Raw genomic sequence first — 17560 nt, forward strand, 5'->3', positions numbered from 1 at the left:
GGTCGAAATATGTCGAATGTTACGTTCGGCGGCCTGCGCCCCGCTTCAGGGCGTTTGTCCGCAACGGGGCGCCAGGGCGCGCATGGCGCACCGGCACCCCGCACTCGGGATGCTACTCCGGAACGCGATACATCGCGATACAAATAATCAGATCGGTTTCCCGGACCCCGCCGGCCCGTCCCCGCCTCACTCCAGGACGACGTAACCCGCCTCCGCGAGTGCCGTGCGCACCTCGTCGCAGTGCTCCGGGCCCTTGGTCTCCAGGTGCAGTTCCACCTCGACCTCGGTCAGCCCGAGCCGCGGATCGGTCCGTACGTGCCCCACGTCGAGGATGTTCGCGTCGACCACCGTCAGCACCCCGAGCAGGGTCTCCAGCGCCCCCGGCCGGTCCGTCAGCCGCAGCCGCAGCGAGAGGTACCGGCCCCCGGCGGCCATGCCGAACCGCAGGATGCGCTGCATCAGCAGCGGATCGACGTTTCCGCCGGACAGCACCGCCACCACAGGCCCCTCGAACGACCCCGGATCCGCGAGCAGCGCCGCCACCGGGCTCGCCCCGGCCGGCTCCACCACCAGCTTCGCCCGCTCCAGGCAGAGCAGCAGCGCACTGGAGAGGTCGTCCTCGGAGACCGTACGGACCTCGTCCACCAGCCGCTCGACGATCCCGAAGGGCACGTCGCCGGGCCGGCCGACCTTGATGCCGTCCGCCATCGTCGACAGCCCCTCGACCGCCACCGGGTGCCCGGCCGCCAGCGACGGCGGATAGCAGGCCGCGCCCGCCGCCTGCACCCCGACGACCTTCACGTCCGGCCGCAGCGCCTTGACCGCCAGCGCGATCCCCGCGGCCAGCCCGCCGCCGCCGATGCCGACGACGATGGTGCGCACCTCCGGGCACTGTTCCAGGATCTCCAGCCCGACCGTGCCCTGACCGGCGATGATGTCGCGGTGGTCGAAGGGGTGGATGAAGACCGCGCCGGTCTCCCGGGCGTACTCCTGGGCGGCGGCCAGCGTCTCGTCCACCACGTGGCCGTGCAGCCGCACCTCGGCACCGTATTCGCGGGTCGCCGCGACCTTCGGCAACGGGGCGCCGACCGGCATGAACACCGTGGACCGCACACCGAGCAGGGACGCCGCGAGGGCCACCCCCTGGGCGTGGTTGCCGGCGCTCGCGGCCACCACGCCGGCCGCCCGCTCCTCCGCGGAGAGCCCGGCGATCCGTACGTAGGCGCCGCGGATCTTGAACGAACCGGTGCGCTGGAGGTTCTCGCACTTGAGGTGGACGGGCGCGCCGACCAGCCCGGACAGGTAGCGGCTGCCCTCCATCGCGGTGGCCCGTGCGACGCCCGAGAGCATCTTGTGCGCCTCCCGGACGTCCTCGATCGTGACCGGGCTCGTGATCGGGCCGGCGCCGGGCACTTCGGCATCGGTCAGACCGGCGTCGATCAGGCCGGCGTCGGTCAGGCCGGCGGCACGACGGGCGTCGTCGGGGCGGGCCGACGGGCGGGGCTCGTGCGGCGGACGCGGCGGATGAGGCGTATGAGCAGCCATACCGCCAGTCTCGCAGTTCGACGGTGCGCGGGCCCGCCCGCCCACGGGCACGAACGAGGGGGGCGGCGCGTTATCGGAATGGACGGCGCAGGTACGCCGTGCGCCGGGTCCGCGTACGCTGTCCTCCCATCCATACGCACTTCCACCGAAGCGAGCTCCCGGCCATGCCCACCTCTTCGGACATGACGACCCATACCGACCCCGCTCTCCTCGACGCGCTGCAGCACCAAGTGGCCGTCTTCGCCCGCCGCGCCGAACAGAGCCGGCTCGGCGGCGTCGGACAGGCGCGCAATTCCATGGACCGCGCCGCCTACCTGCTGCTCAACCGCCTCGACCAGGAAGGCCCGATGGGCGTCAAGGCCCTGGCCGCCGGCATGGGCATCGACTCCTCCACGGTCACCCGGCAGGTCGCCCCGCTGGTCGACTCCGGGCTCGTCAGCCGGGCCACCCACCCGGAGGACGGCCGCGCCGTGGTGCTCGAACTGTCCGAGCGCGGCCACGCCCGGCTGGACGAGGTGCGGGCCTCGCGCCGTGCGCTGATGGCACTGGTCACGGAGAAGTGGAGCGACGAGGAGCGCGAGGCGTTCACGACCCTGCTGACCCGCTTCAACGCCTCCCTCTCCGACATCACCGCGTCCCTGACGCCCACGGGGCCGGCCTCCTGACACCGGCACGACCGGCCGGCGGCACGCTGCGGCACTCCGCGGCCCGGCGGTGGTCCGCCGCGCACCGGCCGGCAGCCCGCCGCGCACCGGCCGGCGACCTGCCGCAGCCCGGCGGCCGGCGACGCGCCGCGGCACCCGGCCCGGAGCAAGTCGTCGCGCCTCTTGACCGGGTGGCCGCGCTGCCGTGCTATAGGAGCCCAGGGGGTCGGGCGTCCGTCATCCGGGAGGCGCGGTGCGAGAGCGGCGGCCGGCGCAGCAGCGCCGCCACGCCCGGGAGTTCGAGTCGTTCGTGGCGGGCGCGGCGGGACGGCTGTTCCACGCCGCCACCCTCCTGACCGGCGAGCCCGCCGCCCATCCCGCCCCGGCCGCCGAGGACTTGCTGATCCGCGCGCTGGCCCGGACCTACGCGGACTGGGACCGGCTGCGGGGCGAGGACCCGTACGAGCGCACCCGCCGGGAGCTCGCCGACCGTTTCGCCCGCACCGCCCGGCGGCACCGCCGACCGCGCGGCGGGCCGCTGGACCGGCTGACCCCGCAGGAGCGCCTGGTCCTCGTACTGCGGCTCCACGAGGGAGTGGCCGAGGAACAGGCCGCGGCCCAACTCGGCCTGCCCACCGAGCGGGTGCGCGCGCTGTACATGCACGCCATCGCCGCGTTCCGCAGCCACCGGCCGGCGCGCCGGGTCCGCGAGGGCGAAGCACCGTGAACCTCTACCCCGAGGCCGCCGTGCCGGACCCGGGCGTCCCCGACCGCAAGCAGGCCGAGGCCCGGCGGATGCTGGCCGGGCTGCCACTGCCGCCCGTACCGCCGGACCTGGCCGCCCGGGCCCTCGCCCGCGGCCGGCGGCTGCGTGCGCACCGCCGGCTGCGGCGCCGCCTCGGCTGGCTGCTGGCGCTGCTCGCCGTGGCGGCGCTGACCTGGACGGCCGCGGCCCAGCCGTGGGTCCCGCCGCCGTCCCGCACCACCCCTCCCGTCGAGGGGTGGTGACGGGCCCCTACGGCGGACCGGCACAGGGGCGGCGACGGGCACACGGCACCTGGCCGTAGGCAGCAGGCCGTAGGCAGCAGGCCGTAGGCAGCAGGCCGTAGGCGTCAGCCCAGCGCCTGCGCCAGGTCGGCCAGCAGGTCCTCGCCGGACTCGATGCCGACCGAGAGGCGTACGAGGTCGTTGGGGACCTCCAGCTGCGAGCCGGCCGTCGACGCGTGCGTCATCCGCCCCGGGTGCTCGATCAGCGACTCGACGCCGCCCAGCGACTCACCGAGGGTGAACAGCTCCGACCGGTTGCAGACCTCGATGGCGGCCTGCTCCCCGCCCGCGACCTGGAACGACACCATGCCGCCGAACGACCGCATCTGCTTGGCCGCGACCTCGTGCCCCGGGTGCTCGGACAGGCCCGGGTAGTAGACCCGGGTCACCTTCTTGTGGGAGGTCAGCAGCTCCGCGATCCGCTCGGCGTTGGAGCTGTGACGGTCCATCCGTACGGCGAGGGTCTTGATGCCGCGCATCACCAGCCACGCGTCGAACGGGCCGGCGACCGCGCCCATCGCGTTCTGGTGGTAGGCGAGTTCTTCACCGAGGGTGTCGTCGTTGACGACCAGGGCACCGCCGACCACGTCCGAGTGACCGCCCATGTACTTGGTCGTGGAGTAGACCACCACGTCCGCGCCGAGGGCGAGCGGCTGCTGGAGGTAGGGGCTGGCGAAGGTGTTGTCGACGACGAGCCGGACCCCGGCGTCCCGCGACACGGCGGCCAGCGCCTCGATGTCGCTGATCCCGAGGAGCGGGTTGCTGGGCGTCTCCACCCAGATCAGCTTCGTACGCGGCCGCAGGGCCTCGCGCACCGACTGCGGGTCGGAGGTGTCGGCCACCGACCACTCCACGCCCCACCGCTCGACGACCTTGGAGATCAGACGGAACGTTCCGCCATAGGCGTCGTTGGGGATGATGACGTGGTCACCGGGGACCAGCAGGGTGCGCAGCAGGGTGTCCTCGGCCGCCAGGCCGGAGGCGAAGGCGAGCCCGCGGCGGCCGCCGTCGAGGGCGGCGAGGTTTTCCTCCAGGGCGGTACGGGTCGGGTTGGCGCTGCGGCTGTACTCGTAACCGCCGCGCAGCCCGCCCACACCGTCCTGCTTGTAAGTGGAGACCTGGTAGATGGGCGGAACCACCGCGCCGGTCGTCGGGTCGGGTTCCTGACCTGCGTGGATGGCAAGGGTTTCAAAATGCTGGTGGCGCTGTTCGCGCTGATCGCTCATGCCTGCCGAGGGTAGTCGGCCGCGCGGCCGGCGTTCCCGGAACTTTCTGGTTCGCTTGTTAGTGGATACGTACGAGGGGTCGCACACTGGTTCCCGCCACGTCCCCTCAGCCCCGCCCGACCCCACCCGCCGCCCCCGAACCGCCATCCCGGCCCTCCCGCCACCCCAGGTACAGGACACAGGACACACACCCCATGGACGCTCTGCTGGTTCTCCTCGCCGCGCTCGCGCTGGGCGGCCTCGTCTTCCTACCCTGGATGCGCCGCCGGCGGGCCGTCCAGCAAACCCAGCAGGGGCTCACGGTGGCCTCCGACCCGATGGCGGGCTACGGCTTCGTCCCGCTGGACGAGCTCGACGTACGGCTGCCCGGACCCGACCGGGCGCTGGAGGAAGCGCTGGACGCGGTGCGGCGTACGCACGACTGGCGCCCGGCGGCCGAGCTGCTGAAGTCCACCGGTGACGACTGGGAGCGCCGCTGGCAGCGGGTGCAGACGCTGGCCGGCGCGGCCGCGTTCGAGCTGGCCGCGGACGGGCCGGCGCAGCAGGGCGGGCAGCGGACCGGCGGCATCTGGCTGCGCACCTGGCGCTCGGAGGCGCCGAAGGACCCCGGCGGAGCCGAGACGCACGCCCAGTTCCTCGTCGTCCAGGCGCTGCGGGACCCCGGCTCGCAAGACTTCCGGATGATCCTGGAGGAGGCCCGTACGGTCTGCCGGGAGGCGGGCCTGCTGGCACCGGGCAGCCCGATCCCGTACATCATCGAGCTGGCCGTGGCCCGAGGGCTGCACGAGCGGCCCGCCGACTACGAGGAGCTGTGGTCCGAGGCCGACCGGCGCGCCCCGCACCACATGGGCGCCCACCTCGCGGCCCTCCCCTACTGGTCCCAGAAGTGGCACGGCTCCCGCACGGAGGCCGAGGCGTTCGCCGCACGCGCCGCGGCCGGCGCCCCCACCGGCTCCCTCCTCCCGGCCCTCCCCCTCTTCGCGGTCTACGAGCACCTGCCCGAGGCCAACATGGTCCGCAGCCTGTACCAGAGCGCGGTCGTCGAGCGCGCCATCGAGGGCGCCCACTTCGCCCTCCGCGAGGCCCCGGCCGACCACCCCATGGCCCCACACGTCCGGCACCTGCTGGTCTGGTTCCTGGTCCGCGCCGAACGCTACGCCGAGGCCATGGAGCAGCTGCGCCTGGTCGACGGCCACGTGGGCGCCGTGCCCTGGTCGTACGGCTGCAGTCCGGCCGCCGAGTACGCCGCCTACCGCGCCCTGGCCATCGCCGGCTGGGAACAACTGGGCGGCACGTCATCCGGCTTCCCCCAGGACCGCCCGTGAGCGCGTAGGCCGGGAGACCCGGAAACGCGGAACCCGGAAACCCGGAAACCCGTGCGCCCCTAAGGACGACCCGACGGCCACGTCGGCGCCAGGAATGTGATCGCGCCGACCGACGTTGTGCAGAGACGTCGTTCACTGACGTCGTTCACTGACGTCGTTCACTGACGTCGTTCACTGACGGTGTTCACTGACGGTGTTCACTGACGTTGTCCAGAAAGGCCCGCCCGTCCCCTCCCTCCCACCCCGGAGCCGTCCCATGCTCTTCTCCCGCTTCAAGACCCAGCTCCCGACCCCCGCGGAAGCGCTCGAAGGCCGCCCCGAACCGGCCTTCGCCGTCCCCGAGCGGCACACCGTCCTCGGCAACCCGCTCCTGGGCCCGTACCCGGACGGCCTGGAGATCGCCGACTTCGGCCTGGGCTGCTTCTGGGGCGCCGAGCGGAAGTTCTGGCAGACCGAGGGCGTCTGGACCACCCTCGTCGGTTACCAGGGCGGCCACACCCCGAACCCCACCTACGAAGAGGTCTGCAGCGGCCACACCGGCCACACCGAGGCCGTCCGTGTCGTCTACGACCCGGCCGTGGTCCCCTACACGTCCCTCCTGAAGCTCTTCTGGGAGTCCCACGACCCCACCCAGGGCTTCCGCCAGGGCAACGACGTCGGCACCCAGTACCGCTCCGCCATCTACACCCACTCCCCCGCCCAACAACAGGCCGCCGAAGCCTCCCGCGACGCCTACCGCACCGTCCTCCACAACTCCGGCTACACCGACATCACCACCGAAATCCTCCCCGCCGACCACACCCGCCCGTTCTACCCGGCGGAGGCCTACCACCAGCAGTATCTTTCGGACGCCAAAAACCCGGGCGGGTACTGCGGGATCGGCGGTACGGGCGTGAGCTGCCCGGTGGGCGTTGCCCCTGCTGAGGACTGACGGCTTCGGGTGGGCTTCAGAACCTACGCGCGCAGGGTGCGCGACGAGCGGTTGCCCATCGCCCGACGGTACTCAGCGCTGAGGTGTGCCGTCGGGCACTACAGCCCGCTCGGCTTCCATGCCACCTGGGCCTACCTCGCCGCGACGGCACACCCCTCCCCCGACCTCCGCAGAGACCCCGCAGCCCAGCTGCGCGCACTGGAGACCTTGGAAGAGAGCCGGACGGTCCAGCTCAACGAGCTGGCGGCGTTCGCGGTCCGCCGGCACACGGAGAAGGCAGCCGGCCGGCGAACCCCGCAACCCACCGACACCGCTCATCTACGTCGACCGCACTGGCCCGGTGAAACGGCGCCCTCCCGCCTTGGGCTCGTCGCGGCCGTGGCCAACCGCCACTCCACCTTCCGACACTCGGCCTACCCCGACGAGACGCTCTCCAGCGACGCCCAGGCACAACAACTCGCCGACCTCCACGCCCGTCTCGACGCCTGCGCCTCCGCATACCTCACACACCTCGGCCGCCTGAACGGCCCCGCACAAGACGAACTGACCGACACCATCCACGGCATCACCCACCTGACCCGCCCCGGCTACGCACCGCTGAACACCTACCTCCTCAGCTGGCTACGCTTCGCAAACCTCCTCGCGTACGCCACAGCTGCACACCTCTGCCATTGAGACCTGGCACCAGCAGTACCTGGACAAGAACCCGACGGGGTACTGCGGGATTGGGGGGACGTGACCACCTCCGCCGCTGGGCAGCCACTCATCCCTCAGCCGCCTGCCACCGTCACGGCCCTCCGCCAGGCCATCGTGCACATCGCACCCGCCGCTCTGCCTGCCTTCACACGGGAGCTGGATCAGGCCGCCGATCATGCCCGCCAGGCTTCCGACCTGGCCCCACTCCAGGCGGTTCATCGCCCAGTGGGCCGTATACGTCCACATTCAGCGGCAGCCGAACCTCGCGAAGGAACTCCGTCACTGGGAGGAGACCGCCGAGACAGGTGACGCGGCGCAAGCCCGGCGCGCCGCGTCCGCTATCGGCAAGCTCCTGGACGACGCGCACGCCGCGCTCGCCCTCCCCCCGCGGTGAGCAGCAACTGGCGCTGGGAGTACGACCCAGATCATGCTCATGTGGCATGCGGCGTCCCAGTTTGTGCCGCCCTTCCAGGACTTATACCTCATGGGCGGATCACGTTTACGCCGGCATCGGACACCGCGTTCCCCTCGAAATAGATCACCAGGGTGTGTTCCGGCTGTTCTGCCAGGTGGAAGGCGGTGTAGCGGTAAGTGACCGTTCCGCGGGTGGGGTGGCGGAGGCGTTTGTGGCCGCTGTGGCGGGGTTGTAGCTCGTAGTGGGGCCACCAGGTGCGGGCTTCGGGGCTGCGGGTGTGGAGTTCGTCGATCAGGTGGGTGTAGCGCGGGTCGTCCGGGTGGCGGGTGGAGAGGGTGCGGAGGCGGGCGAGGAGGGCGCGGGCCTCGGGTTCCCAGTCGACCAGGACCTCGCGGGCCGCGGGTTCGAGGAAGACCCAGCGGACCAGGTTCGGCGGGCGGTTCGCTTCGGTGGTGAGGTGGGGGAAGAGCTGGGCGGCCGCCTGGTTGTGGCTGAGCACGTCGTAGTTGCCGGCGATGACGTACGCCGGGTGTGGCTGGAGGAGGAGCGGGACGGCTGCCGCCTCGGCGGGGAGCGGCTCGGGCTGCTCGGCCTCGGGTTCGGGGGTGTGGCCGGCGAGTTGGAAGAGGTGGTCGCGTTCGTGGCGGTCGAGCCGTAGTGCTGAGGCGAGGGCGTTCAGCACCTGCTCGGAGGCGCGGATCTTGCGGCCTTGCTCCAGGTACGTGTACCAGGTGGCGCTGATTCCGGCGAGCAGGGCGAGTTCCTCGCGGCGGAGTCCCGGTGTCCGGCGGCGGCCGGTCCGGGGCAGGCCGACCTCGTCGGGGGTGAGGCGCTCCCGGCGGGTGCGCAGGAACGTGCCCAGTTGGCGGCGCAGTTGGGCCTGCTGTTCTTTCGGCATGCGCGTGGCACCTCTCGGTTTCGGATAGCTCTCGGTTACGAACGCCTCCCGGGCTCGGTTGCCTCTCGGTGGGCGCATTTCGCCATTCGTTCGCGTGGCGTCGCTCGCCGCTCGGGTGGGACCGCTGGTTCCAGAATAAGTGCGGTCTGGATACCAGGGTGAGTGCCTTTCAGACTGACGTTGTCGGGCAACTGGCCCGTGCGGCAGAGGAGGAGACCATCCATGTCCGGTATCGAGGGGAAAGTCGTGGCGATCACGGGGGCCAGCAGCGGCGTCGGGGAGGCGACGGCGTTGCTGCTCGCCGAGCGGGGGGCGCGGCTGGTGTTGGGGGCTCGCCGGTCCGAGCGTCTTGCGGAACTGGTGCGGCGGATCGAGGCGGCGGGCGGCTCTGCCGTACAGATCCGTACCGATGTGACCCGGAGGGAGGATCTGAAGGGCCTGGTGGCGTTGGCAGTTGAGCGGTTCGGTCGGCTCGATGTGCTGGTCGGCAACGCCGGGGTGGGCACGATCTCGCCGCTCGACGATCTGCGTGTCGAGGAGTGGGATCACATGGTCGATGTGAATGTGAAGGGGGTGCTGCACGGGATCGGTGCCGCGCTGCCGGTCTTCCGGGCGCAGGGCACGGGTCACTTCGTCACCACCGCCTCCACGGCCGCGTTCCGCGTCGTACCGGCCATGGCGGTCTACGCCGGTACCAAGTTCGCCGTCCGGGCGATCTGCGAGGGGCTGCGCCAGGAAGCAGGCGAGGGGCTGCGGGTGACCACCGTCTCGCCCGGCCCCCTCGCGACCGACTTCGCCGAGGCGTCGACCAACAGCCGGGTGCGGGCGGAGATCACGGCTATGCGGGACCGCATCGCCATCCCGCCGGACGCGATCGCCCGGGCCATCGCGTTCGCCGTCGAGCAGCCTGCGGACGTCGACGTGAACGAGGTCGTGGTGCGGCCCACCGCGCAGGGCTAGCTCTCCTTGGACGGGCTTGGCGACGTAGGTGCGCAGAGGCCGCGATGAGCGGCTGTCGCTGGTGCGACGGTACTTGGCTGCTGCGCTTCGCGGGCTTCTTGCCCGTGCGGCCGGCGCCTCGGGTCCATGGGCTCGCTCGTCCTACAGTCGGCTGTCATGGACTGGATCGAGCGGGTGGGGAAGCTGCGGCAGTGGTCGCGGAACGGGGCTCGGGCACCGCACAAGCCGTTGTTGATGTTGTACGCACTGGGGCGGTTCCGGCGGCAGCCCGACGGGGTCATGCGGTACTCGGACGTGGAGCGGGATCTGCGGGATCTGCTGGCGGATTACGGGCCGGCGCATCAGACGTCGCCGGCGTATCCGTTTCACCATCTGGTGAGTGACGGGGTGTGGGAGGTCCGGACGGACAGTGGGGCGGGGAGTCCGGGGACCGGGGTGCAGGTGTTGCGGGCGAGTGGGGCGCGGGGGCAGTTGGTGCCCGGGTTGCGGTCTGCGTTGGCCGAGGATCCGGCTCTGCTCGGGCGGCTGGCGCAGGTGTTGCTGGACGTGCATTTTCCGCCGTCGATCCATGGGGACATCGCTGCCGCCGTGGGGCTCGATCTGGAGACGGGCGGTGGGGCGGTGCTGCCCGGCGGCGGTGCGGGGCCCGAACGGCGGCGGGCGGAGGATCTGCGCAGGCAGGTGCTGATCGCCTACGAATACCGTTGTGCTTTCTGCGGGTTCGACGGGACGATCGGCCGGGTGCCGGTCGGGCTGGAGGCGGCCCATGTGCGGTGGTGGGCGTTCCAGGGGCCGGATGACCTCGCGAACTGCCTGTGTCTGTGTTCGCTGCACCACAAGCTGTTCGACAGGGGGGTGCTGGGTCTGGATGCCGGGCGGCGGATCACGGTCTCCCGGGAGTTCGTCGGGCGGAGCGACTCGGCGAAGGGGCAGGTGCTGGACCTCACGGGGCGGACGCTGATCGGTCCGCAGCGTGGCAGTGAGCGGGTCGCGAGCGAGCACATCGCGTGGCACACGGACCAGGTTTTTCGTGGTCGGCCGCGCGTTGTTGCGGAGTGTGGGTGAGGGCGCACCTCCCGCACCCCCCACTGCCCCTGCGCTCCCCTCATTCCCCCCTCAGCCGCGCCCGGTCCGCCGCCGCGCGGCCCTGGTGCCAGCCGGCCTCGTCGCGGATGCCGCGGAGGCGGACCGGGGCGGTGTCCGGGAAGAGGGCGCCGGTGGTTTCCTCTACGGCGAGTTCGCGGGCGGCGAGGACGGGGAGGAGGTCCGGGGCGGTGGTGGCGGATTCGGCGGTGGCGGCTGCCGTGGCGGCCGCGGTCGCCGCGGCGAGCCGGTCGCGGATGCGGTCCGCGTACGCGACGAGGAAGGTCTGGCGGAAGTCCCGGGTGCGGCGGGCGCGGCCGCGGGCGTGGTGGTCGTCGCCGGCGCGGTTCATGGCCGTGGTGGCCTGCAACAGCAGCGAGGTGTAGAGCAGTTCGGCCGCCTCCAGGTCGGGCGGGAAGCCGACGACCGTGGAGAAGCCGGCCTCGGCGGCCCAGACGGCCTGGCAGCGGTTGGCGGCCGCGACCGCGTCCAGGAGCAGCGCCTTGGCCTGTTCGTAGGGGCCCTCGATGCCGATGCGGACCGCCGACGGGCCGCCGGCCGGGCCGCGCGCGGGGCCGTGTCCGCCGTCCAGCAGCGCCTCGTCGATGCTGTGCCGGGCCATCAGCTCCTGCGCCTTGGCGGAGAGCGCCTCGGCCTCCTCGGCGTAGGTCGTCGCCTCGGCCTTGGCGAGCAGGGCGCGGATCCGGCCGAGCGCCCGGGAGGCGGCGGTGCGGGCGGTGCCCGACGGTGAGCCGGCGGCCGGCCCGGAGGGTGGCGGGGGCGGCGGGAGCGGGGTGATACGGGGCAGCCGGGCGAGCAGGCGCAGCGCCGCCAGGACGGCGTAGGCGGCCTCGAAGCGGGAGGTGCGGCCGCGCCGGGCGAGGGCGTCCAGGTAGCCGCGGTCGCCGTCCCACCAGACGTCGGTGTCGAGCCGGCGCAGCTGCTCCTGCCAGCGGGGATCGCGGGCGGGGCGGGTCCCGGACGGCCGGGCGGCCTCGGCGGCGATGGCGTCCACGACGATCGCGACGGGTGTGGGGCCGTCGGCCTCCCGGCGGACGATGCGTTCCAGGTCGGCGGGGTGCCAGCCGCCCGCCCAGCACTGCCGTACGGCCGCGACGGCGGCCGCGACCAGCGCCGCGCTCACCGCCTCAGGGCCGGAATCCGGACCGGCTGCGCCGGCGGCCAGGATCGAGGCGCCCGCCTCGATGGCGTCCTCGGCCGCGGTGCCGTCGGGCGCGTAACGGACCCGGCCGAGCACCTCGGCGACCAGTTCGTCGGCCGCCGGGGGCCGCGGCCCGCCGCGTCCTGTGTTTCCGCGCTCGTTCACCCGTTCACTCTACGGAGCGGCCGGGCCCGGCCGTGCTCCGGCCGCCGCTGGGTGGTGGGGGCGGGTCACTTCACCGCGCCGTCACTTGACTGCGCTGCCCGCCACCCACTGGGACCAGTCCATGTTCCAGCCGTTGAGGCCGTTGTCCGGCTTGACGGTGCGGTCCGGGGAGTTGATCACCCGGACGACGTCGCCGGTCTGGGAGTGGGCGAAGAACCAGGCGCCGTCCGTCTTCGGGTTGTCGGCGCCCTTGACGTCCTCCAGGCCGATGCAGCCGTGGCTGGTGTTGGCGGTGCCGAAGATGCCCTTGCCCCAGTAGTTGCCGTGGATGAAGGTGCCGGAGGAGGTCAGGCGCTGGGCGTGCGGGACGTCGGGGATGTCGTACTCGCCCTTGCCGTCCTTCTTCTTGAAGCCGACGGTCGAGCCGTCCATCCGGGTCTGCTTGAAGCGCTCGGAGATGACCATCTTGCCGTTGTAGGACGGGTGGTCGTCGCTGCCGGCCGAGATCGGGATGGTCTTGATCGGGCGGCCGTCGCGCACCACGGTCATCTCGTGACGCTTGGTGTCCACGGTGCTGATCTGCGAGTGGCCGACGGTGAAGCTGACGGTCTTGTTCTGGATGCCGGTGATGCCGGGGGACGCCTGGACGCCGTCCAGGCCGAGGGTCATGGTGACCTTGGAGTGGGCCTTCCAGTACTCCTGGGGGCGGAAGTCCAGCCGGGTGTCGCTGAACCAGTGGCCGACGACCTGCTGGTTGCTGCTCGACGAGACCTTGATCGCGGATTCCACGGCGGCCTTGTTCTTGACCGGCTTGTCGAAGTTGAGCGACACCGGCATGCCGACGCCGACGGTCGAGCCGTCCTCCGGCGTGAAGTTCCCGATGAAGCTGTGCGCCGGGGCGATGGTGGTGAAGCGGGAGTTCTCCACCGCCTTGCGGCCCTGGGAGTCCACCGCGTGGGCGGTGACCTTGTACGTGGTGGAGCGCTGCAGCGGCTGGTCCGGCTGCCAGGAGGTGCCGTCGGTGGAGAGCGTGCCCTCGATGGTGCGCCGGGAGTCGACCGAGGTCATGGTGACGTCGGTGAGTTTGCCGCCACTGACCGTGACCTTGGCGTCGTCCCTGTTGATGCCCGCGTCGGTGGCCCCGTCCTTGGGCGAGACGGTGATCGTGGCATCGGAGGCGTCCTTGGCGGCCGCCTCGTCCACCTGCTTGACGTTCTCGTGACGGGTGCCGCCCGCACCGCCACTGCCTCCCTCAGCCGCATTGCTGCCGCCACACGCTGCCAGCGTGAGTACGCCCCCGAGCAGCGCGGCACTGGCTATGAGGCCCTTGCGGCGCTTGCTGTCCGTCATCACACGCATCTCCATTGCTACCGGTTTCGCACGTTTCCCCGAGCGAGGCGCCAACTGAACGCAGGCATATCTGGACGCAGGCATTCCGGCCGACGCCATATGAACGCCTTTTCCGTTTCGCCCGTTCCATTCCTCCGCAAAGTGTGGGGTAGGCCACTAAGGGCGCTTCTTAGACATCTGCGGGGCGCTTCCCCGGGCGCCCCCGACCGACCGGCGGGCTACCGGTGCACTCACGTCGTCGGCCCCCGTACGGCGGGGACCGTACGGGGGCCGGGGCCAGGGTCGGAGGGACTCGATGCGGTGCCCGGGGTCAGCCGGCCCCCTCCGAGTCGTCCGCCAGGTCCCACTCCGCGGCCTCCCACTCGGCGTCCGGGTCGTAGTCGGTCAGCTCCTCGCTGCTCCAGGACGCCTGGGCGAGCTCGGCGCCCGGTACGGCGGCGACGAGGTCGAACGGGTCGACCAGCTGGGCCAGCGCCTCGGCCGGGTCCTCGCGGACGGTCTCCTGCGACTGGCGGCGCTCTTCCTCGGGCAGGGAGGGGTCCCCGTCGATCCGCGTGAGGGCGGCGCCGGTCAGCAGGTCCGCGTCCGTGACTTCCATGATCAGTTCGACATGAAGCCGCACAAAACGTGATGTCTCACCATTGCTCATAGCACGGAGGTTAGGCATGACCGGCTCCTGACTTCCCCGCGACCCGCGGCGGTCATTAACATCTGAGGTCAACGGCCAATGCGTCGAACCCACAAGGTCGAACCCACAAGGGGGATCCTTCGCCGTGACCGCACGACGACCACTACTGACCGCCGCAGCGGCGGGATCGGTGCTGTTCGCCCTGTGGTTCGTCCCCTCCGCGCATGCGATCGTCGGCGCTTCGGGACCCGACCGAACGAAGAATTCCGCGGCGGACCGGGATCAGCGGACACGGTCCGCGCCGGCCGGCCCGGGAGTGGCCGGCGGTACCCAGCCGGGCCGCGGGACCGGGTCCCCGGCGGCCCCTGCGCACTCCCTCGCCGACACCGGCGGCCCGGACACCACGCCGTACGTATTCGGCGGCGCCGCCTGTCTCGCCCTCGGGGCGGGTCTGGTCAGTTACTCCGTGCGCCGCGGCGGCAGAGCCGTCTGAGAGCCGTCCGAGAGGGGCGGGCCCCCAGGAACGCCACGGGGTACCCGGTGCGGGGATGATCCCGCGCCGGGCGCCCCGCGCCGTATCAGGCCAGCTCTCCGGTGACCGCCTCCACGGCCGCCACCAGCTTCCCGTCCCGGACGAAGGCGTACGCGGCCTCCAGGTCGGGCGCCAGGAAGCGGTCCTCGCCGGGGCCCTGGATGCCCGCGGCACGCACCGCGTCCAGCACCGCGCGGGTGGCGGGCGCCGGGGTCAGGCCCTCGCGCAGTTCGACGGCGCGGGTCGCGGCGAACAGCTCGACGGCGACGACCCGGGTCAGGTTGTCGACGGCGGTGCGCAGCTTGCGGGCCGCCGACCAGCCCATCGAGACGTGGTCCTCCTGCATGGCCGAGGACGGGATGGAGTCCACCGAGGCGGGGGCGGCCAGCCGCTTCAGCTCGCTGACCAGCGCGGCCTGGGTGTACTGGGCGATCATCAGGCCCGAGTCGACGCCCGGGTCGCCGGCCAGGAAGGCGGGCAGGCCGTGCGAGCGGTTCTTGTCCAGGAGGCGGTCGGTGCGGCGCTCGGCGATCGAGCCGAGGTCGGCCGCGGCGATGGCGAGGAAGTCCAGGACGTAGGCGACCGGGGCGCCGTGGAAGTTGCCGTTGGACTCGACCCGGCCGTCGGGCAGCACGACGGGGTTGTCGACCGCGGCGGCCAGCTCGCGGTCGGCGACCAGCCGGGCGTGCGCGAGGGTGTCCCGGCCGGCGCCGGCGACCTGCGGGGCGCAGCGGATGGAGTAGGCGTCCTGGACCCGCGGGGCGTCGTCCTGGTGGTGGCCGGTGAGGGCCGAGCCGGCCAGCACCTTGTGCATGTTGGCGGCCGAGGCGGCCTGGCCGGGATGCGGGCGGATGGCGTGCAGCTCGGGGGCGAGGACCTTGTCCGTGCCGAGCAGCGCCTCCAGGGAGAGGGCGGCGGTGATGTCCGCCGAGGTGAACAGCCGGGCGAGGTCGGCGCAGGCCATGACGAGCATGCCGAGCATGCCGTCGGTGCCGTTGAGCAGCGCCAGGCCCTCCTTCTCGCGGAGTTCGACGGGTTCGATGCCGTGCGCGGCCAGCAGTTCGCCGGCCGGCCGGACCACCCCGTCCGGGCCCTCGGCGTCGCCCTCGCCCATCAGCGTCAGCGCGCAGTGCGAGAGCGGGGCGAGGTCGCCGGAGCAGCCGAGCGAACCGTATTCGTGCACGACCGGGGTGATGCCGGCGTTGAGTATCGCGGTCATGGTCTCGACGACCAGGGGGCGGACGCCGGTGTGGCCGCTGGCCAGGGTCTTCAGGCGGAGGAACATCAGCGCCCGGACGACCTCCCGCTCGACCCGCGGGCCCATGCCGGCCGCGTGCGACCGGACGATGTTCCGCTGGAGCTGGACGCGCAGTTCGGGGCTGATGTGGCGGACGGCGAGGGCACCGAAGCCGGTGGAGACGCCGTAGACCGGGTCGGGCTTGGCGGCGAGTTCGTCGATGAAGGCGCGGGAGGCGGTGACGGCGGCGAGGGCCTCCTCGGACAGCTCGATCCGGGCCGCGCCGCGGGCCACCGCGATGACGTCCTGTGCGGTCGTGCCGGACGTCCCCAGCACCACAGTGTGCATATCCATATTCAGGCACCCTAGAGACTGAATCGCCGAATGTCACCACCGAGTTTTGCGATCACCCCTTACGGATCTCCGTGCGCCGGCCGCGCAGCCGCCCGGCCGGAACCGGTGGCTCATCTCCGGAAGCGCCGGCGCTCCGGGCCCGCCCGCCGGTCCGGGGCGTCCGCGAGCCGGACCACCGGGTCGTCCTTGCCACCGTGCCGCCCGGCGACCACCGGCTCGCCCGAGCGCGCCGCCTTGGCCTTGTACTGCGCGGCGTCCGCGAGCCGGAAGAGCCGGCGGGCGCTGCGCACCGGGCCGATCGGGTCGCCGGTCGAGGCGACCCCCACCGCGACCCCCTCGCCGAGCTCCAACTCCCCCGCCCGTTCGCAGAGTTCACCGGCCACCTTCACCACCTCGTCGGCCGGCGGCCCCACCGCGAGCAGGCAGAACTCGTCGCCGCCGAGCCGGGCGGCGAGCGTGCCGGGCAGCATCGCCCCGCACAACGACAGCACCGAGCCGAACCGTTCCAGCAGCCGGTCGCCGACCGCGTGGCCGCAGGAGTCGTTGACCCGCTTGAGCCCGTTGAGGTCGCAGACCACCAGGCTGACCACGGTCTCCTCGGTGCGGTGCAGCTCCAGCCCCTCGTCCAGCCGCATGTCGACGGCACGGCGATTGGCCAGCCCGGTCAGGGCGTCGGTGAAGGCCAGCCGGCGGGCCTCGGCCAGCCGCTCGGTCTGGGCGATCCCGGCGGCCGTGACCGCGGCCAGCACGCTCGCGAAGTCGGCGTCCGCCCGGTCGAAGACGGGCGCGCCGGCGGGCCGGGCGACATACAGCTCGCCCCAGGCCCGGCCGTGCAGCACGATCGGGGCGACCACGCAGGCGCCGCGGCCCCGGCGGCGCAGCGCGGCCACCCGCTGCCGGTTGGCGGCGCCGCCCCCGCAGTCCGCCGGGGCGCCGGGCGGCGGGTCGGCGGTCTCCACCCAGGCACTGGGCTCGCCGCCACCGGCCCACTGTTCGTGCAGGAAGGCGACGATCTCCGGGAACTCGTGGACGGGATAGGCCTCGTCGTCGGGGAACTCCTCCTCGTCATCGGCGAGTTCACCGACGTTGACGAGCACCCGCAGCTGCCCCAGTTCGCGCTCCCATTTCGAGATCGCGGCGAACGACCCGGCCAGGGCCTGGCGCACGCCCTGTGCCGCGGCGTGTGCCGATTCGCGCGGCGTGTGCGCGGCCGCCATCGCCTGCGCCAGCTCCACCACGGCCCGCAGCCTCGCATCGCCCTCGCCCTCAGCCGCCACCGGACCCTCACATTCCGTCACCGTGCGCACGCTCCGTACTACAGCGTAGGAATGTTTAACCCGTTTCGCCCCCCTTAAGTGTGCG

17 protein-coding genes and 1 pseudogene are annotated in these 17560 nt (G+C 72.4%); 10 read left to right on the forward strand and 8 right to left on the reverse strand.

What is annotated here, in order from left to right; translation table 11 throughout:
- Positions 1-186: 186 nt before the first annotated feature.
- Complete coding sequence (ilvA, locus tag IG62_RS0112280) at positions 187-1350, reverse strand: threonine ammonia-lyase (RefSeq protein WP_234326448.1); 1164 nt, start codon at positions 1348-1350, stop codon at positions 187-189.
- A gap of 359 nt (positions 1351-1709) precedes the next feature.
- On the opposite strand from ilvA, the gene IG62_RS0112285 reads away from it, so the two are divergent.
- The 3 genes from IG62_RS0112285 to IG62_RS0112295 all read left to right on the forward strand — a co-directional run bounded on the left by IG62_RS0112285 (position 1710) and on the right by IG62_RS0112295 (position 3197).
- Positions 1710-2210, forward strand: a complete 501-nt coding sequence (locus IG62_RS0112285; RefSeq protein WP_030414706.1) for a MarR family winged helix-turn-helix transcriptional regulator — start codon at positions 1710-1712, stop codon at positions 2208-2210.
- Between the two features lie 232 nt (positions 2211-2442).
- A complete protein-coding gene (locus IG62_RS0112290; protein ID WP_030800965.1) occupies positions 2443-2916 on the forward strand; it encodes a sigma factor-like helix-turn-helix DNA-binding protein in 474 nt (157 codons plus the stop codon).
- Positions 2913-3197: a hypothetical protein gene (locus IG62_RS0112295; protein ID WP_374102735.1), complete on the forward strand. Its 285-nt coding sequence runs from the start codon at positions 2913-2915 to the stop codon at positions 3195-3197. The genes IG62_RS0112290 and IG62_RS0112295 overlap by 4 nt, the downstream gene beginning before the upstream one ends.
- Positions 3198-3301: 104 nt before the next feature.
- Here IG62_RS0112295 and IG62_RS0112300 read toward each other — a convergent pair whose 3' ends face one another.
- Positions 3302-4462, reverse strand: coding sequence for a cystathionine gamma-synthase (locus IG62_RS0112300; RefSeq protein WP_030800969.1), 1161 nt, complete (start codon positions 4460-4462; stop codon positions 3302-3304).
- Positions 4463-4656: 194 nt separating this feature from the next.
- On the opposite strand from IG62_RS0112300, the gene IG62_RS0112305 reads away from it, so the two are divergent.
- The 4 genes and pseudogenes from IG62_RS0112305 (at position 4657) to IG62_RS41765 (ending at position 7808) form a co-directional block, all read left to right on the forward strand.
- Positions 4657-5787, forward strand: coding sequence for a hypothetical protein (locus IG62_RS0112305; RefSeq protein WP_030800972.1), 1131 nt, complete (start codon positions 4657-4659; stop codon positions 5785-5787).
- 256 nt (positions 5788-6043) lie between these two features.
- Positions 6044-6718, forward strand: coding sequence for a peptide-methionine (S)-S-oxide reductase MsrA (msrA, locus tag IG62_RS0112310; protein WP_030800974.1), 675 nt, complete (start codon positions 6044-6046; stop codon positions 6716-6718).
- Positions 6719-6727: 9 nt separating this feature from the next.
- Complete coding sequence (locus tag IG62_RS43210) at positions 6728-7393, forward strand: hypothetical protein (protein ID WP_051797969.1); 666 nt, start codon at positions 6728-6730, stop codon at positions 7391-7393.
- 60 nt (positions 7394-7453) lie between these two features.
- Positions 7454-7808, forward strand: a pseudogene (locus IG62_RS41765) (DUF6247 family protein).
- Positions 7809-7896: 88 nt separating this feature from the next.
- Here IG62_RS41765 and IG62_RS0112325 read toward each other — a convergent pair.
- Positions 7897-8727: a helix-turn-helix transcriptional regulator gene (locus IG62_RS0112325; protein WP_037838204.1), complete on the reverse strand. Its 831-nt coding sequence runs from the start codon at positions 8725-8727 to the stop codon at positions 7897-7899.
- Between the two features lie 222 nt (positions 8728-8949).
- Here IG62_RS0112325 and IG62_RS0112330 point away from each other — a divergent pair, with 222 nt between their 5' ends.
- The gene (locus IG62_RS0112330) at positions 8950-9687 is read left to right on the forward strand and encodes an SDR family oxidoreductase (protein WP_030800982.1); all 738 of its coding nucleotides are present in this window, start codon (positions 8950-8952) and stop codon (positions 9685-9687) included.
- A 156-nt stretch (positions 9688-9843) separates the two neighbouring features.
- The gene (locus IG62_RS0112335) at positions 9844-10752 is read left to right on the forward strand and encodes a phosphorothioated DNA-binding restriction endonuclease (RefSeq protein WP_030800984.1); all 909 of its coding nucleotides are present in this window, start codon (positions 9844-9846) and stop codon (positions 10750-10752) included.
- Between the two features lie 40 nt (positions 10753-10792).
- On the opposite strand, the gene IG62_RS0112340 is transcribed toward IG62_RS0112335, so the two are convergent.
- The 3 genes from IG62_RS0112340 to IG62_RS0112350 form a co-directional block, all read right to left on the reverse strand.
- On the reverse strand, positions 10793-12028 hold the full coding sequence (locus IG62_RS0112340) for a DUF2786 domain-containing protein (protein ID WP_030800986.1): 1236 nt from the start codon (positions 12026-12028) through the stop codon (positions 10793-10795).
- 150 nt (positions 12029-12178) lie between these two features.
- On the reverse strand, positions 12179-13447 hold the full coding sequence (locus IG62_RS0112345; RefSeq protein ID WP_030800989.1) for a L,D-transpeptidase: 1269 nt from the start codon (positions 13445-13447) through the stop codon (positions 12179-12181).
- 310 nt (positions 13448-13757) lie between these two features.
- Positions 13758-14096: a hypothetical protein gene (locus IG62_RS0112350; protein ID WP_030800991.1), complete on the reverse strand. Its 339-nt coding sequence runs from the start codon at positions 14094-14096 to the stop codon at positions 13758-13760.
- Between the two features lie 124 nt (positions 14097-14220).
- On the opposite strand from IG62_RS0112350, the gene IG62_RS0112355 reads away from it, so the two are divergent.
- Positions 14221-14568, forward strand: coding sequence for a hypothetical protein (locus IG62_RS0112355; protein ID WP_030800993.1), 348 nt, complete (start codon positions 14221-14223; stop codon positions 14566-14568).
- A gap of 85 nt (positions 14569-14653) precedes the next feature.
- Here IG62_RS0112355 and hutH read toward each other — a convergent pair whose 3' ends face one another.
- Positions 14654-16198 (reverse strand): histidine ammonia-lyase, encoded by a 1545-nt coding sequence (gene hutH, locus IG62_RS0112360; protein WP_051823328.1) that lies wholly within the window; start codon positions 16196-16198, stop codon positions 14654-14656.
- 110 nt (positions 16199-16308) lie between these two features.
- Positions 16309-17415 (reverse strand): diguanylate cyclase domain-containing protein, encoded by a 1107-nt coding sequence (locus IG62_RS0112365; RefSeq protein ID WP_051797983.1) that lies wholly within the window; start codon positions 17413-17415, stop codon positions 16309-16311.
- Positions 17416-17560 lie beyond the last annotated feature (145 nt).

Source organism: Streptomyces sp. NRRL S-337, from assembly GCF_000720175.1.
Taxonomy (GTDB): Bacteria; Actinomycetota; Actinomycetes; order Streptomycetales; family Streptomycetaceae; genus Streptomyces; species Streptomyces siderophoricus.

Bases quoted from the DNA above. Each gene is read 5' to 3' on its own strand.
- IG62_RS0112300 (WP_030800969.1), bottom strand. From the start codon at position 4,462: ATGAGCGATCAGCGCGAACAGCGCCACCAGCATTTTGAAACCCTTGCC.
- IG62_RS0112325 (WP_037838204.1), bottom strand. From the start codon at position 8,727: ATGCCGAAAGAACAGCAGGCCCAACTGCGCCGCCAACTGGGCACGTTC.
- IG62_RS0112365 (WP_051797983.1), bottom strand. From the start codon at position 17,415: ATGGCGGCCGCGCACACGCCGCGCGAATCGGCACACGCCGCGGCACAG.
- ilvA (WP_234326448.1), bottom strand. From the start codon at position 1,350: ATGCTCTCGGGCGTCGCACGGGCCACCGCGATGGAGGGCAGCCGCTAC.
- IG62_RS0112345 (WP_030800989.1), bottom strand. From the start codon at position 13,447: ATGACGGACAGCAAGCGCCGCAAGGGCCTCATAGCCAGTGCCGCGCTG.
- IG62_RS0112305 (WP_030800972.1), top strand. From the start codon at position 4,657: ATGGACGCTCTGCTGGTTCTCCTCGCCGCGCTCGCGCTGGGCGGCCTC.
- IG62_RS0112285 (WP_030414706.1), top strand. From the start codon at position 1,710: ATGCCCACCTCTTCGGACATGACGACCCATACCGACCCCGCTCTCCTC.
- IG62_RS0112350 (WP_030800991.1), bottom strand. From the start codon at position 14,096: ATGAGCAATGGTGAGACATCACGTTTTGTGCGGCTTCATGTCGAACTG.
- msrA (WP_030800974.1), top strand. From the start codon at position 6,044: ATGCTCTTCTCCCGCTTCAAGACCCAGCTCCCGACCCCCGCGGAAGCG.
- IG62_RS0112330 (WP_030800982.1), top strand. From the start codon at position 8,950: ATGTCCGGTATCGAGGGGAAAGTCGTGGCGATCACGGGGGCCAGCAGC.
- IG62_RS0112335 (WP_030800984.1), top strand. From the start codon at position 9,844: ATGGACTGGATCGAGCGGGTGGGGAAGCTGCGGCAGTGGTCGCGGAAC.
- hutH (WP_051823328.1), bottom strand. From the start codon at position 16,198: ATGGATATGCACACTGTGGTGCTGGGGACGTCCGGCACGACCGCACAG.